We start from the raw sequence: 14,180 nt of genomic DNA on the forward strand, positions 1-14,180 counted from the left end.
ATGCCATTGCCAAGCCGGAACCGCCGAAATTTCCGTCACTCCAATTCGAGCCCGGCGATAAGCGCGTCCAGGTCGATTTTGTTGTCACTTTGAAAGGTGTAGTGCCCGTTCAGCAGGATATGTCGCCAAGCCGCCGGCGATATCTGTGTTAGCCGTGCCAACGCCTTGGTGTTGCCGCTGGCTTCGCACTTCGTCAGCAGCCGCGACAGAATCGCCGAGTTGTAGAAGATGATCACGTTGGCGATCAGCCGGGCGCACTGGTTACTGCTCTCGATTTCGATGTCGGTGCGGCCGGTCAATTCCTTCTTGCGTCGATCTCGACCACTTCGATCTACCAGCACACCGATGATGTCAAGCGTGCGCGGCAGTTCGGGCAGGCATTTACTGACTGAATGACTCCTCCGTCACCTCAGGCAACAAGCCGATTGATGTTCACAATGTGGAACGGCGGAATTTTCGGCGGTTCCGGCTTGGAACCCCAATCTGATCTCAACAAATTGCGCTATCGCTTATCTGGCGGGCAAAATGACCGCCTAAGTGAATTGGCTATTCCGTTGCTCCCCGGACCCCATTTGCGACACCGCGTGCGTGGCTGTCGTGTCTGCCAAGCTCTTAACCTAACAAAAAAGCGCACCACTTGGCGCGCTTTTTTTCTTTTCTGAATTCTAGAGAGCCTCACAGAACCGCTCTGTTGTACGGTGAAACCCCTATCAGCTCTTGCAGCTTCGCGGCGAGATCGCCCCACGCACCGACCTGCGGATCACTACACTACGTTCGTTGATCGACACTTTTGCACCCGATTCCGCCCGCATCACTTTGGATACAAGCCAATCATACGATTGCTTTTGCAGCGACACCACGCCCGGACGAAGCGTCTTAGATGCGTTCGAAGCCATAAAAGCCTCCTTCGTCGTTTTCTGGTTGCGCGACTACCCTCACGGTCATGCCCCGCGACGGGTCGGTGAATCGCCTTACCAATCGATTATACATGCGATCCAATGCCGCGGTTTGTGGGATGAAGAAATACTGTGGGACAGTCGCATAAAGAACGGCGTGCTCCCGTAACGCAATCTCCAAGGCATCCATAAATTGCCAGATCAGTCCTGGCACGGGCAATGGCCAACTTTGAGGATTGAAGCTCGTCTCTCGATCTGCTTCCAATCGAAAAAATTTTACGATCCGCGCGCCGCGCGCCGGCAAGACGCCCCGTCCCCATGACTGCGCCATGTCGATGATCGTTGTCTCATCGTTACCGACGTAGGCGTACGCTTCAAAAAAGAACATTACCGTGTGGGTACCGGCGAAGTCGATGCCGACCAACTCTATGCCGTCCTCCACCTCGATGAAGTGGCTGATCGTCATCCCCTGCGCTGCGCTATTGAGATCAGGGAAAAGTAGCGCGATGTTGTCAGGGGTCAGATAGCTGTGCATTGGTCATCCTATATGTCCAAATTCTAGCACTTTCCTGGTTGGTTTCAATGGTGATAACTATTATTATCACCATTGCATTTGATTCCCTTTTTTGGCACTATCGAAAATCCATCGGCCCGAAAGTCCCGTCCAGCAAGGGTTTGCGCGGGATTTCAGCCCTCTGTTGTCGGCCGCTTGATCCGACGCGTGGCATCGTTCTTAACCAGCGCCTCCCCATGACAGTTAGTTGCAAATTGCAATGACCGAAAACTTACTCGTCACCCGGCAATATTCTGCAAAAGACTATGCGGCGCTTCGCGGTTTCGTACAGAAACTCAGCCCTGAAGTCCTCGCTCGCACCTATTACGATCAGGACGAAGATCCTCATGCCGCCACCCCCAGCGCCATGGAGCGATACCTCAAGGAGATGCTCCAAACGCTCGTCGATCTTGCGATCGAGCATGGCAGCGCTCCCCTGGCCACTCACCTCAAAGCCTCAATCAGGACGCACGGCGAGCCGCGATTGACCATCGTTAGCCTTCAGATGGTGTTCGAAGCCGCCAAACTCGCCGCCGCATCGCCCAAAGCGGAGCACGGCGTCGGCATGTGGTTCCGGCCACTCGTCGCACGAAATATCAAAAGTGCCGGCATTCGCACGCTCGGTGAATTGGTCGCATTCTGCAACCGCCGCGGGGGTAGTTGGTGGCGAGCCGTGCAGCGCATCGGTTACGGACGCGCTCAGATCATCGAAAACTGGCTCAACACGCATCGTCCGTCCATTGGGCAAGCATTAACGATCGCGGCCGAGACGAACGACCCTCTTGCCCTCCCCGAGACGGTCACGCTCGAGCCCGGCAGCGCTACCCTCATACCGCTAGAGCGGATCAAACTTGCCTCGCCGCTCAGCGGTGCTGACGGCATCAATCGCGCCAAGCTTTTTTCCTATATCGGCGCATCCAATGACTTGGAAGCGATTCGAACGTATCTCCATCTATATCGGGAGCAACCAAAGACGCTGCGCGCCTATACCAAGGAACTGGAACGTTTTCTTCTTTGGTCAGTGACCATTCGCCAAAAACCCTTGAGTTCAATCCTGGTGGAGGATTGCGAGGCGTATAAGGATTTTCTTCAGAATCCTTCTGAGCGTTTCGTCGGACCGAAGGCGCCGCGGATGTCCTCTCGCTGGCGCCCTTTCTCATCCCCTGCACTCAGCCCTGAAAGTCAGCGCTACGCGGTCCGGGTCATCAAGGCGGCGTTTTCGTGGTTGGTGGACGTGCGGTATCTCGATGGGAACCCCTGGAAAGCGGTACGTGACCCCTCGATCGTTCGACGCGAGCGTCAGATCAAGGTCGACAAAGCGTTACCCGAAACGCTATGGCATATCGTGCGTTCCGAGGCGCTTGCCCGCTCTCTACAGCCGGAAGCGGTCCGCTGGCGCGTTGCAGCGGCTTTTCTTCTTCTTGCGGGCGATTGCGGCCTACGGCGCGAGGAGGTATTTTCCGCCCAAAGGGAGTATCTGCGCCTTGAACCCATCCCTCATTCCGAAGACGAAATATGGGCTCTCACCGTGATCGGCAAACGGATGAAAGAGCGCACAGTTCCGGTAAGCGAGGAAGCGGTCGAGGCGCTTAGGCGCCATTGGCAGGATCGAAACCTGGACTTCGACGCGCAAGACGCGAGTGGGCCACTGCTCGCCCCAGTCGTCGTGCCCCCCACCCCCCGCGCGATAGCACGGCATGCCGATGGCACAAAAAGCTACCATCCGAATGTGGGCAACCAACTTGTCAATTGGATACTTGAACAGCTGCTGAGTGATCCGCTATTCCTTTCTGACGCGCAACGTCAACGGATTGGACGCCTCACACCTCACGCACTGCGTCACACGTTCGGCACATTAGGCGTGTCTGCAGGCATTCCGCTTGATGTCATGCAGAAAATACTGGGGCACGAGTCTCTTCAGACCACGACGATATACGTCGACAGCGAAATCACGCGCGTCTTGACGGAAACAAAGAAATACCAAAATCGTCGTTCACCTAACTTAGAGTAGTCACCTACGTGGTTCGCACAAGTCGCGTCACCGCCCGGCGATCCGTCCAAGATCCTCGTGCGGCTTTTTTCCTGCTCACAAAAACGTCAGACATTCGTTGGATGCTAGTTGCATATAGCGCGAAAATCGGAAGCTCCCATCCACCCCGGGAATCTCCACGTGGAGATTGAACCAATCGCCGTAGGGTAGCGAACACCAACCGGCGGAGAATCTCCACGTGGAGATCGTCCATTCCATCTATCACCTCTCCCAGCGGTGCAGTAACCCGCCACATCACAATCAGCTCGACCAGTTGGCCTTCTATGACCGGAACGACCGCGCCTCGCTAGCTACCATTTGAGCCGCCCCATCTTTTCAGAACATTGTTACGTTCCAAATCCGGAGAAGAGGCACATCGTCGTTCTTGTTCTATTCAAATTACATAGCAAAATCTATATATTTAAAAAAATATTGATTTTTTTGTTAGATTTCGATAGCGTGTAGTAATTGGCAGCAGCCGATCTCCACGTGGAGATCGGCTAGCTTGCTGTGCCGTCGTCATCGGTGATCGCAAGGAAAACTCATGGGTTTAGTCATAGCTGTTGCAAATCAAAAGGGCGGCGTTGGTAAGACCACGACCACTATGAACTTGGCAGGGGCCTTTCACGAACAGGGCTATAAAACAGTGGTGGCCGACGCTGACGCGCAAAATTCGTGTCTTCGCTGGAGTGCGGTTGCTAACGAAGATCAACCTTTACCATTTTCCATTGTCAGCATCGCGGGACACGGCAAACAGATTGGCAACGCGGCGGTGAAACTCGCCGAAGACGCCGAAATAGTCCTGGTCGATTGTCCACCAAGTATTGAAACGCCCACAACCGCTCGAATTCTTTTGGTCGCCGACGCGACCATAATCCCTACAGATTCCTCCCCTCTGGATCTGTGGAGCAGTGAAGGGATGATGCAACTTGTGGAGCGGACCAGAGCACTACAGCCGGAAGGCAAATATGCACTTCTATTAAACAGATCAAACGTTAAGACAACTCTTCACAAAGAAATGAAAGAGTTGTTGTCGGAGTCCGATGTCCGCCTTTTCAAATCGACCATCAAACAGCGAATAGCGTACCAACTATCCGCCGTTTTAGGCAGAACAGTATTCGACGCCAAAGGAATCAGGTCCTTAAAGGAAGCTCAGGAGGAGGTTAGATCACTGTTCTCGGAACTCTTGTTATTGTTGGAGGAAAAATAAGGTGATAAAAAAAATCGACCTTAAAAGCAGGGTTCGCGCTGGGATGACTGCTGAACGGAGCGAGGTCAGCCAGCGACTTGCCAACCTCGCCGGCCACGAGTCGGTGCAAGATCACCTGCTTCATCCATCGGATAGTGGTCAAGAAGAGAGAGATGAGACCAGAAAGGTAAGTTCGGTCTCGACCGTTGACCCGCACCCTGTCCACTCAATCGCACTCTCGGACTGCATCTCGAATCCCCAAAATCCTCGAAGCTTCTATAGCGAACACAGTACACAAGCTCTCGCTACTTCACTGAAAAGTGACGGGCAGCTACAACCGGTTATCTACACCACCCTAGTCGAATATCCGGGCAAAAAGGTAATCGTGGACGGCGAACGCAGATTACGTGCGGCGCGACTGGTAGGGTGGGAAGCAATGCAGGGATCCTATCGTCCGGGATTATCCAGCCGGGATCTGTTCCAGATTGCGTATCGAGCAAATGACGAACGAGAGACCCAGACAGTATTTGACAATGCCGTCTCTTGGAGTCGCGTTCTGACTCATCAGATTTACCGCGATCAAAAAGAGTTGGCCGCTAGTGTAGGCGTCGACAAGGCCGTCCTAAATAAGACGCTGCTGTTAAATGAACTCCCTAGATCAATAATTATCAAGATGGCGGCATACGCCGACACTGTGAAGTTATCGCATGCGTATAACATCAAGTTGATTTTTGATAATTTCGGCGAAGATCGTGCTTTTTTCTGGCTTAACGAGGTGATCGAAGGACGTGCTTCGGTTCGCAAACTAGAACAGGTTGCAGCGAAACAAAAACTCGCAGCAAAATCCCCTCGCAATCACTATGACACCAGGGTGAAGTTCGCCGCTCCTAACGGCTTGGAACTCGGCGAACTAAAAGCGTTTTCCGATGGCCGCGCTGAGATAAAGATAGGTGGAGTCACAGCCGCGGCGCAACAACGTCTAGTGGAGAAAATTGATGGCCTCGTTAAGGAGTGGTTGTCCTCGCTCGCTCCTGAAGAGATCCTAGAAAGGCCGCAAGGTTCAGGGAGCGCAGAATCGACTGAGTAGTAGCTGGTCCGGTCGGAATTTGTCACCTTTCTAAGACGTTTAAAGCAACGCGAATTTTGCCCGATCTCCAGAATCAACCGGCTGGTCGGAATTTGTCACCTTTGAGATCACGATAATTCAGCGAAATGGTTTCCACCAAGTGCACGGGCAATATGATCCATGATTTAGTCCCGGCCGGTCGGCACGGTTCGCCAAAATCAGAAAACGCGGTGCAAGGTAGACGGATTTGCTTTGAGTCGGAGACTACGCACGAACCGCGGCGCGTTGGACTCGAACGCCGCTCTACAGGCATGTTTAGAAAGGGGCCAGCACGTAAATACTATCGCTCATTTACCGCGCAATGTCTATCTCATTGATTTTAATGGAGAAATAAAATTTCGAGCGCAGCTTGAAGTCGTAATTATCAGGCTACAGAGACTTGTGTTGAGGAAGAACGCCAAGGTGGGTCCCCGACCTTACGCGCAACATATCTCCGAGATTTGCCCCTCCAGGCGCGTTAGTAGGCTTGAAAATACAACGGTGACATTTTCCGACCAGACGATGAAGAAACACTAGATCAGGAAGGTCACTTGGAAAACGTATCCGAATTAGACCGGTATGAGAACCCATGAAAGGTGACACATTCCGACCACCAGAGTGCTTGAGCCGGGCTGGCCATCAATTAGCACTATCTCACAGCGTAGGTCGGTTTCTGTCACCTTTCATCGGTTGAGATCAAAGCAAAAGCGGGTCGGTTTTTGTCACCATTCAGGTAATTGGTAGTCTTCGAACCCATCTTCGGGTCGGAATCTGTCACATTTGCATGCGCGATCCGAGAAAGATGGTCGGAATTTGTCACCTTTTGAAGATAACGGGCCACTGCGAAGGTTTCTTAGCCTCGTTCACCATGGTCGGCTGTACGCGTATAGATTTCATGGGACGCTTAGCGGGTTGAAGGGGGTTGCTTGTTTGGAAAATTTTTTATTAACGTTCTTTTGTAAAAGAATTTGTAGAACCTTTTGTAAACCCTTTTGTAAACGCGCACCAGCCCTCTGCATCTAATTGTTTCGTTTGATCTTTTTGACAGATTCTGAAATCGAAAGGTGACACTTTCCGGGCTGGGTGTGACAAATTCCGACCTCCAGGTGACATTTCCCGACCTTGCGTGGACATTTCCCGACCGTTATCCACAAAGGTGACTTGCGCTGTTACTGTGTCACCTTATAATGGTGACACCAATTTGCGTCCTGTCATAATTCGATGAATAAATTAGGCACTCCAGTTCCGGAGCAAACCGCCGACGATAGCGGGGCTGAGATAGTGGTCGTGGAGCCGATCATCATTTCTCCCGATGATGGTCCTGCTACCGATATTGATGGAAAGGTCAAAGGAACGGTGGCCATGAGCCGTGCTCTTATCATGGCCCAACAAGGGCTTAGTTTGAATGAAAAGCGCGTGATGATGGCAGCCATGCGTTGCATTGACAGTCGAAAGTCGCCTATGGCTCAAAATGGGGGCAAAGGTTACGTTGCGGTAAAGGTAAGAGCCGACGAATTCGCTGCTCTAGCTGCACTGGCGCCGCGAGAAGGTGATCGACAAGCCACCGCAGCATACGAAGGTCTTAAAGATGGATGCGCAAGCCTACAACGCAGAACATTGACGTACCTCGATGGGCGAAAAAAAGTCGTTTTGAATTGGGTTTGGAAAGCGGTGTACCACGAGGGCGAGGGATGGGCGGAGATTTCATTCGCCCCGGATTTGACACCGCATATATTTATGTTGCGTGAACGCTTTGTCACTTATCCTTTGGAGTTCTCTCGGGGCATACAATCAATCTATACTTGGCGCCTGCTAGAGTTACTGATGAAAGAAAAGGATCGGGGCAGGCTGTTGATCACGCTCGATGATTTTCGTCATTCACTTGAAATTCCAGACACCTATCGTTTTGCTGATATAAAGCGACGAGTTATTGATAGAGCTGTGATGGAGTTGAACAAAAAGGCGGATTTGGTTATCGATTGGAAGGCGTTAAAAAATGGTCGAGCCGTCAGCTCTCTAAGCTTCCAATTTGTCACTAACCCGCAAAAGCGCTTAGACCTTGATCAAGACCCAGAATAACCCTGGCTTGGCTCTCAACATTTTATTGACATCCTGCCCCGCCCTGAAGGACGGGGTTTGACGAGCATTCCGATCAAAAACCAGTTTAGGCTTGCTACCAGGGGCAGTCACCCGACTTTAACTTTAAGCGTTGACAGGAGGAGTCCTCGCCTTTCAGGGGGGGCGCGAGGAAGCATGTATCTTATGCGGATAATCGCGTCGCCGGCGCGTTGCCTAAGCCTTCGGGAATTGAATGGTTAAACGACAAAGGCTCGGTTTCCATGATGGATTGAGAGCACGCATTGCCGCTAAAGAATGCGATCCAGGCATAATGTATTTGAAGCCCCGATATTTAAAAACAGGACCCTACGGGTTATTACCTGGGGAACGCGGCTTTCTGTTTTCTCGGGTCCATCAAGTCGGATAAAATTTCGAAAGTCCGCTCTGCAAAAAACTCAGCCTTCAATGGGTCCGTAGGGTGCAGGAAAATCGTATTCATTTTCGGGTTGAAAGAAATAACGAATTCTTCGTGTCTTTTTATAACCTTGTTGTTCTTGAGAAGTGGCGCGTTCAACGCCAAACTTTCCGCTAATAGATGTAATCTTGTGTCGCAGGGTATTTCTGGCCTTATGGATGGAAGAAGCACGTTACTAATCTCGATAACTTTGTCCATGCCGTTTTTTTTAATGAGCTTCTTGATGTCGTAGGTTAGCCTTATGCTAAAGCGCGTGGGAGTACTAAAAAATGAAACCAAACCCTCGGGCCAGCCGGAAATTTCCCGATAGGCACGCGCGGTGAACTGGCTTTCGTCTAGCGCTTTTGCCACAATCTTGTCAGACGAGAGATCGTTGAGAGCACCGCTGTTCTTCATCATCACAGCTTTTTTGTGAATAATAGCCAGTGTCTGCGTTCGACCGGGATGTAAGCGATCAATTGCTCGGAACTGCTCCCGTAAAAAAGTGCCCCACTTAATCTGGTTAGCGTCCAAGCATACCGAGTCTTGGGAGACAACAGCTTTATCGGTCATTTTTCTGCCTCGTCTGAGTAAAAGTCAGGTGATTTTGAAGATTCTTCATCAAAACGCGATAAACAAAACGTTGAACTTCATAAGGATGCGCAACTGAAAGCGTATTGCAATAATATATTTTGGGGTGTTACGTTAGTTTCACTCCTATTGGATGAGACTGCGAATGATCACCAAAAACAGTGAGCTTTCGCAGTTTGCCCTGTGAGAATCTCATTAAAGTGCGTCCCGTCAAGTCGGAGCTACCGATATCGGCCAATCTTGCCAGCGAATCGTCCGCGTGTGCGAGCGAATCGTGCTCGAAATACCATCTCTTTTGCCCCCTCTAAGCACTGCATTCCCTGATCAAATGAACGCCGTTCCCCATTGGGTCACGCGTTCATGCCTCGCTTATTTCGCAACAAGAAGAAGGAAGCGCTTTCGCCGCTGCCTGGAAAATATTCCGAAGATGAGCCTCTGCAGGCCATCTTTGACACCAGCACGCGCCTACGCGTCGAGGCCAACCACTGGAAGACGTTTTGCTTCATCCTCGTTTTCGTAGCGGGCGGCGCGATCTTGACGCGCAACCCGGCGCCGTCGCTCGTCAAGGTCTTCGGCGTTAGCGCCGATACCAATGGCAACGCAGTTGTACGCGAGCTTGTGACCTACAAGCCAAGCGACCAGGAAATCCGTAAAGCACTGCATGACACCGTTGTGAGCTGGTTCACGATCGAGCCGGTTCTCTCGCGATCGCTTAACGATTCGCGGATGGCCAAGAACATCAATGCGGTCCGCAAGCAAATGACCGACAACGCGCGTAATCAGTTCGGCACCTGGATCAAAAACGACGCACCGTTCACGTCGATCACGCTCAATCCACGTCTGGTGCGCGAGCCGAAAGTCACGGATGTCTCATTGCTGGACGACTCGACGGCCGTCGTGCAGTTCACCACGTCGACCTCCGACAATCCGACGGCCACACCTGTCACGCAAAGCTACGCGTTGACGATTCGGTATCAGATCGTCCCGCCAACGTCCGTCGACGCGCTCACCGCCAATCCGTTCGGTGTTTTTTATCCTTACTTTACTTTGCAAAAGACGCAATGAGCCATCGGACCTATTACCGCGTTCGAGTCTGCGTCGCGCTCTTGATCGCCTCTATGTTGCACGGTGCTTACGCGCGCGAATCCAAACCCGCAGCGGCATCGGTCGACAGTACGAGTGCACTGGTGCAAGCGTTGACGGATCCCATGAATGCAACGAATCCATTTAATGGCGGTGCGGACGCGACAACTTTGCCCAACGATGCACGCATCGCTGTCTTTACCTACAGTCGGGATCAAATCTTCAAGCTAGTTACGGCTCCGCTGAAGTTGACCACGATCGAACTTGCGACGGGGGAGCAGCTTGCCAGTCCGCCGGCAATGGGCGACTCGGTTCGATGGGACATCGATACGGACGGCGCGAATCACATCTATATCAAGCCTTCTAAGCCGGGCCTGGTTAATACCGTTCACATCACGACGAACAAGCGAGAGTACGACTTTACCGTCGTGTCCTCTCCGATCGGTGGCTTCTACTACCAAGTCGTCCGTTTCAACTACCCGCAGTCCCTTATGGATAAAGTCCGTGAGCGAAATGCGGGATCTGATTCGCCCACGCGCGTGGGGTCGGGCAACCCGAATGCGGTCAACGCCTCGCCGGATCAGTTGAACTTCGATTACACCGTTGAAGGCAGCGCGAACTTCAAGCCCCTGACCGTCTTTGACGATGGACACGCTATTTGGCTGCGCATGCCCTCGAACGCTCCCTTTGCCGTCGCGCTCGTGAAAGAAGACGGTGATTGGGTAACGCCGAACAGCATCACCCACGGCGACTATCTGATCGTGCAACGCTTGGCGAGCGAGATGGTGCTGCGCTCCGGCAAAGAGGAAATCCATGTGTACCGCGGCAAGCACCGGGTACTTGGGCTCTTCTGAGCGAATACATCATGGCAGAGAACCCATTTAATTTGGACGATGAGGCCCTGAAAAAGGGCAAGCCGCCACGCAAGGTGCTCATCATTATCGGCGTCATGGTTGCCATCGTCGTTGCCGCCCTCGGCTTTTATTCGCAAACAAAGGACGCGAGCGAGGCTGCGCGTAAAAAAGAGGCTGCGCGTGACGCCAAGCTTGCCGAGACGACAGCAGCGAGTCCCACGGAGACCGATGTCGACTCTATCATCCGTCAACAGCAAGGCGATGCCTTAACGCAGGAGCGCAAGCAGCAGGCGCAGGCGAGAACGCCAGTCACTGCAATCAATGACGAACCTAAGCTGACGGCAGACGGCTTTGTGCGCGAGGAAGCGGCAAACCGCGGACAAGCGTCGTCTGGCGGAAAAGAGGATGACATCTACAGCGCGCCGATCTTTAAAAAAGGTCGAGAGGGTGAGGGCGGCGGCGGCGCCGCTGCGGCTGCTGGCGTCGCAGCGACTTTGACACCAGGCGCGATGGCGCTCGCGCAAAAGCAAGCAGGGCAGGACGCTGTCGAAAACGCTTCAACGCAGGCTGCAGCGATGGCAGCAAAGCTCGCGCAATCCGGTCAAAGCACGAGTGCGAACCATCCGAGCGGCAAATCCGATGACTCAAAATTCTTGGCCGACACCGCGACGCTATCGAAATCGGGCGCGGGATTCAAAACCTCGACCTTCGTCGGGCAAGAACGTGGTTGCACATTGGCGCCACCTCATCACATTGACGTCCTGACCATGGAGGGTGGCAATTCCGACCGCCCGGGGACGATCGCGCTGATGGTCAATGAAGACGTGTACGACAGCGTGCACGGCGATTGCCTGATGATTCCGCGCGGCACGACGATCACCGCTCCATACAGCAGCGATATCGCACCTGGCCAAGAAAGCTTATTAGTCGCCGCGACCGAGATGCGCCTGCCAAATGGCAAGGAAGTACCGCTAGACGGTGCACCGGGCGCGGACCCTAACGGGTACAACGGCTTTTCGGCGCATGTGAATAATCATTTCCTCCGGATATTTGGTGTCTCTTTCCTAACGGCCGTACTGGTCAACAAGTTTGACGGATCGTCTACGACATCCACCACCACCGGCGCATATGGTGTGCAGCAAGTTGGCAGCACGGCAGGCCAGGTAGCGGGCCAGACGGCTCAATCCGTCCTGCAGCGCTACCAGAACATGCAGCCCACGCTTACGGTGAAGCCAGGTCAGCATTTCATGCTGAAGGTGACGCACGACCTCGTGCTGGAGCCCTATCACTATGAATAGCGTGAGATGGGTATGGCTTATCCTCGGCGCGACCCTTTGGGCCGCGGCCACGCCAAGCCGGGCGCAGGCGCGTATTGCCGCCGTAATCAGCCCGACGGCCATCGTGATTGAGGGCGAGAGCAGCCGAGCTGTGCTGGCTTTGCCAGGCACACCGGTTTTTTATTGCGGGGCTCGCCCGTTCAACAACTGGGCACAGCAGCTTGTCGGGCAGGTCGTCCTCGCATCCAAGGGGGTCAGCGCCACGGTGAACGTCGATGGTAAGCCAGTCGAGATTTCGGAATTATTTGCGCAGGCCGGCTGGCTGCGCCCGCCCGTGCTGTCGGATGCTGCCCAAAGCGCCATGACTGAGGGGCGCGGTGGCTGGGCGTGTGCCACAACGGCCACCATATTCGATGCACTGCACTCGCGCGTTGATCCCAAGGTATTGGCCGGCATCGCGCTCAACGAGAGCGCTTGGCATGGGCGTCCCTGGCCTTGGACCTTAAACGTGGCAGGGCGTAGTGCTTTTTTTCGAAGCCGCGAGGAAGCATTCACAGCGATCGAGGCTCTGCGCCGCGTCGGTCGGTGCGATTTCGACGTTGGCATTATGCAAATCAATTGGTGCTATCAGGGACAACGATTTACGTCGGCGTGGGATGCACTTGATCCGCAGACAAATGTCCGCGTTGCCGAAGACATTCTCAACGAAAACTTCGCGCGTACGCACTCCATTGCAAAAGCAATTGCCTACTACCACTCCGCCAACCCCGGTCCTGGCCAAGCATATCTCGCTAGTTTTGTGACACACCTCGCCCAGATCGAGAACGGACGATAAATGCGTACCACACGCCTCCTGGCCTTGCTTGTCGTGCCACTCCTGCGGGCAGCGTATGCCGCTGACACCGATCCGCTTGACTTCGACTATACGCTCGCAGGCGATATGGCGTCGCGCCCGGCTCTCGTGTTCAACGATGGCCGCAGCACCTATCTACAACCGCGTGCGGGACAAACGATCAAGGCGTCCGGTGCCGAGGTCCAAGGTCCGTACTTGGTCCTGGCCGGCACGCCGATGGACCTTTCCTTCGATGTGAATGGGAAACCGGCGTCTGCACACTGGAATCGCTTGAATCAATTCGCCGGCCAAAGAGGCCCGTCCGGTGTGGCGAAGGATGACCAACCCGCAGGCTTTACGGGTTTCTCTGATCACCTGACGTTGATAGGCACGCATGGGCAGCTCGAAACCGTGCGTGCATTGACGCTCACGCTGCCGGTGGCAGCTATCGTGAAGACCCTTGTACCACAGGGATGGAGCGGTTCCGCTGAGCGTGGCGTCGATCTGAGCGCAATGCGAACGTTTACTTCTGCTGCGGGCGAGAACTGGGTTCATGCGCTCGATCGGCTTCTTGGTGCCGTGGACCTCTTTGCGAGTGTCGACTTCGACGCGATGCACGTGAGGATTTCAGCGCTGCCTCCGAAGTCCAATGCAGTGAATTATGCAGGTTCTACCGCGGTGCCACCTGCTGCCGCAAAAGTAAATACCGCTGGTGAGGCGGGGCTCGCGGTCCCTAACCATTACTCGCTGCTTGCATCGGTTTTTGGTGCTCAAGCGATCCGCGATGGTGACGATACCCACACGCAGATCCGGTTCGCTGCCAAGCCGGAGCCGATGCCGAAAGTGCTCGACCAAGATGGCCGATCGCTCCATCCGAAATGGGATGAGCTCACCAAGGTGCTAACGATTGATCGCAGCGCCGACTTCTTCGTATCCAATGAGCACGACAGTGTCGAAGTGGCGCGCGTGGACGGCATGGTCTATGACTTCGCCCCCAATAACGCGGCCCATCTGGAAGCGGTTTTCGACCAGGATAATGCGACTTATTTCAAATTTGGCCCGACCGTCGTTCAAGCAAGCGTGACAGATATTACGCACGCCGGTACCGGCGAGCAGAAGGGGCAGTACTACAAATTCGATGGCATTGCCTCCGATTACATCGCTACCGGCGATGGTCAGTCGGTGACGGTAAAGCGTCGGCATGACGTGCGCTATTTCGACCGCAAACCGGAGGCCACAAAGTGAGAGGACGGCTCATC

At 53.8% G+C, this 14,180-nt stretch carries 11 protein-coding genes and 1 pseudogene; 9 read left to right on the top strand and 3 right to left on the bottom strand.

The window, feature by feature from the left end:
• Positions 1-35 precede the first annotated feature (35 nt).
• Positions 36-308 (bottom strand): annotated as a pseudogene (locus tag SJQ66_RS13115) (Tn3 family transposase); the annotation flags it as partial.
• Between the two features lie 568 nt (positions 309-876).
• Positions 877-1,431, bottom strand: a complete 555-nt coding sequence (locus SJQ66_RS13120; protein WP_320534222.1) for a hypothetical protein — start codon at positions 1,429-1,431, stop codon at positions 877-879.
• A gap of 238 nt (positions 1,432-1,669) precedes the next feature.
• Here SJQ66_RS13120 and SJQ66_RS13125 point away from each other — a divergent pair, with 238 nt between their 5' ends.
• The 4 genes from SJQ66_RS13125 to SJQ66_RS13140 all read left to right on the top strand — a co-directional run bounded on the left by SJQ66_RS13125 (position 1,670) and on the right by SJQ66_RS13140 (position 7,851).
• On the top strand, positions 1,670-3,460 hold the full coding sequence (locus tag SJQ66_RS13125; RefSeq protein ID WP_320534524.1) for a site-specific integrase: 1,791 nt from the start codon (positions 1,670-1,672) through the stop codon (positions 3,458-3,460).
• A gap of 562 nt (positions 3,461-4,022) precedes the next feature.
• Complete coding sequence (parA, locus tag SJQ66_RS13130) at positions 4,023-4,688, top strand: ParA family partition ATPase (protein WP_253466161.1); 666 nt, start codon at positions 4,023-4,025, stop codon at positions 4,686-4,688.
• Between the two features lies 1 nt (position 4,689).
• Positions 4,690-5,754, top strand: coding sequence for a ParB/RepB/Spo0J family partition protein (locus SJQ66_RS13135; protein ID WP_253466165.1), 1,065 nt, complete (start codon positions 4,690-4,692; stop codon positions 5,752-5,754).
• 1,239 nt (positions 5,755-6,993) lie between these two features.
• Entirely contained in the window at positions 6,994-7,851 is an 858-nt protein-coding gene (locus SJQ66_RS13140; protein ID WP_253466169.1) for a replication initiation protein, read from the top strand.
• Between the two features lie 355 nt (positions 7,852-8,206).
• Here SJQ66_RS13140 and SJQ66_RS13145 read toward each other — a convergent pair whose 3' ends face one another.
• Positions 8,207-8,857, bottom strand: a complete 651-nt coding sequence (locus tag SJQ66_RS13145) for a hypothetical protein (protein WP_253466173.1) — start codon at positions 8,855-8,857, stop codon at positions 8,207-8,209.
• A 378-nt stretch (positions 8,858-9,235) separates the two neighbouring features.
• On the opposite strand from SJQ66_RS13145, the gene SJQ66_RS13150 reads away from it, so the two are divergent.
• The 5 genes from SJQ66_RS13150 to SJQ66_RS13170 are packed head-to-tail and all read left to right on the top strand — an operon-like array spanning position 9,236 to position 14,166.
• Entirely contained in the window at positions 9,236-9,940 is a 705-nt protein-coding gene (locus tag SJQ66_RS13150) for a VirB8 family type IV secretion system protein (protein ID WP_320534228.1), read from the top strand.
• The gene (locus SJQ66_RS13155; RefSeq protein ID WP_320534229.1) at positions 9,937-10,812 is read left to right on the top strand and encodes a TrbG/VirB9 family P-type conjugative transfer protein; all 876 of its coding nucleotides are present in this window, start codon (positions 9,937-9,939) and stop codon (positions 10,810-10,812) included. Before SJQ66_RS13150 ends, SJQ66_RS13155 begins: the two co-directional genes overlap by 4 nt.
• An 11-nt stretch (positions 10,813-10,823) precedes the next feature.
• On the top strand, positions 10,824-12,110 hold the full coding sequence (locus SJQ66_RS13160; RefSeq protein WP_320534230.1) for a TrbI/VirB10 family protein: 1,287 nt from the start codon (positions 10,824-10,826) through the stop codon (positions 12,108-12,110).
• Complete coding sequence (locus SJQ66_RS13165; RefSeq protein ID WP_320534231.1) at positions 12,103-12,924, top strand: transglycosylase SLT domain-containing protein; 822 nt, start codon at positions 12,103-12,105, stop codon at positions 12,922-12,924. Before SJQ66_RS13160 ends, SJQ66_RS13165 begins: the two co-directional genes overlap by 8 nt.
• A complete protein-coding gene (locus tag SJQ66_RS13170) occupies positions 12,925-14,166 on the top strand; it encodes a TrbG/VirB9 family P-type conjugative transfer protein (protein ID WP_320534232.1) in 1,242 nt (413 codons plus the stop codon).
• The last annotated feature ends 14 nt before the right edge of the window (positions 14,167-14,180 follow it).

It is taken from the genome of Robbsia andropogonis (assembly GCF_034047095.1).
GTDB lineage: Bacteria > Pseudomonadota > Gammaproteobacteria > Burkholderiales > Burkholderiaceae > Robbsia > Robbsia andropogonis.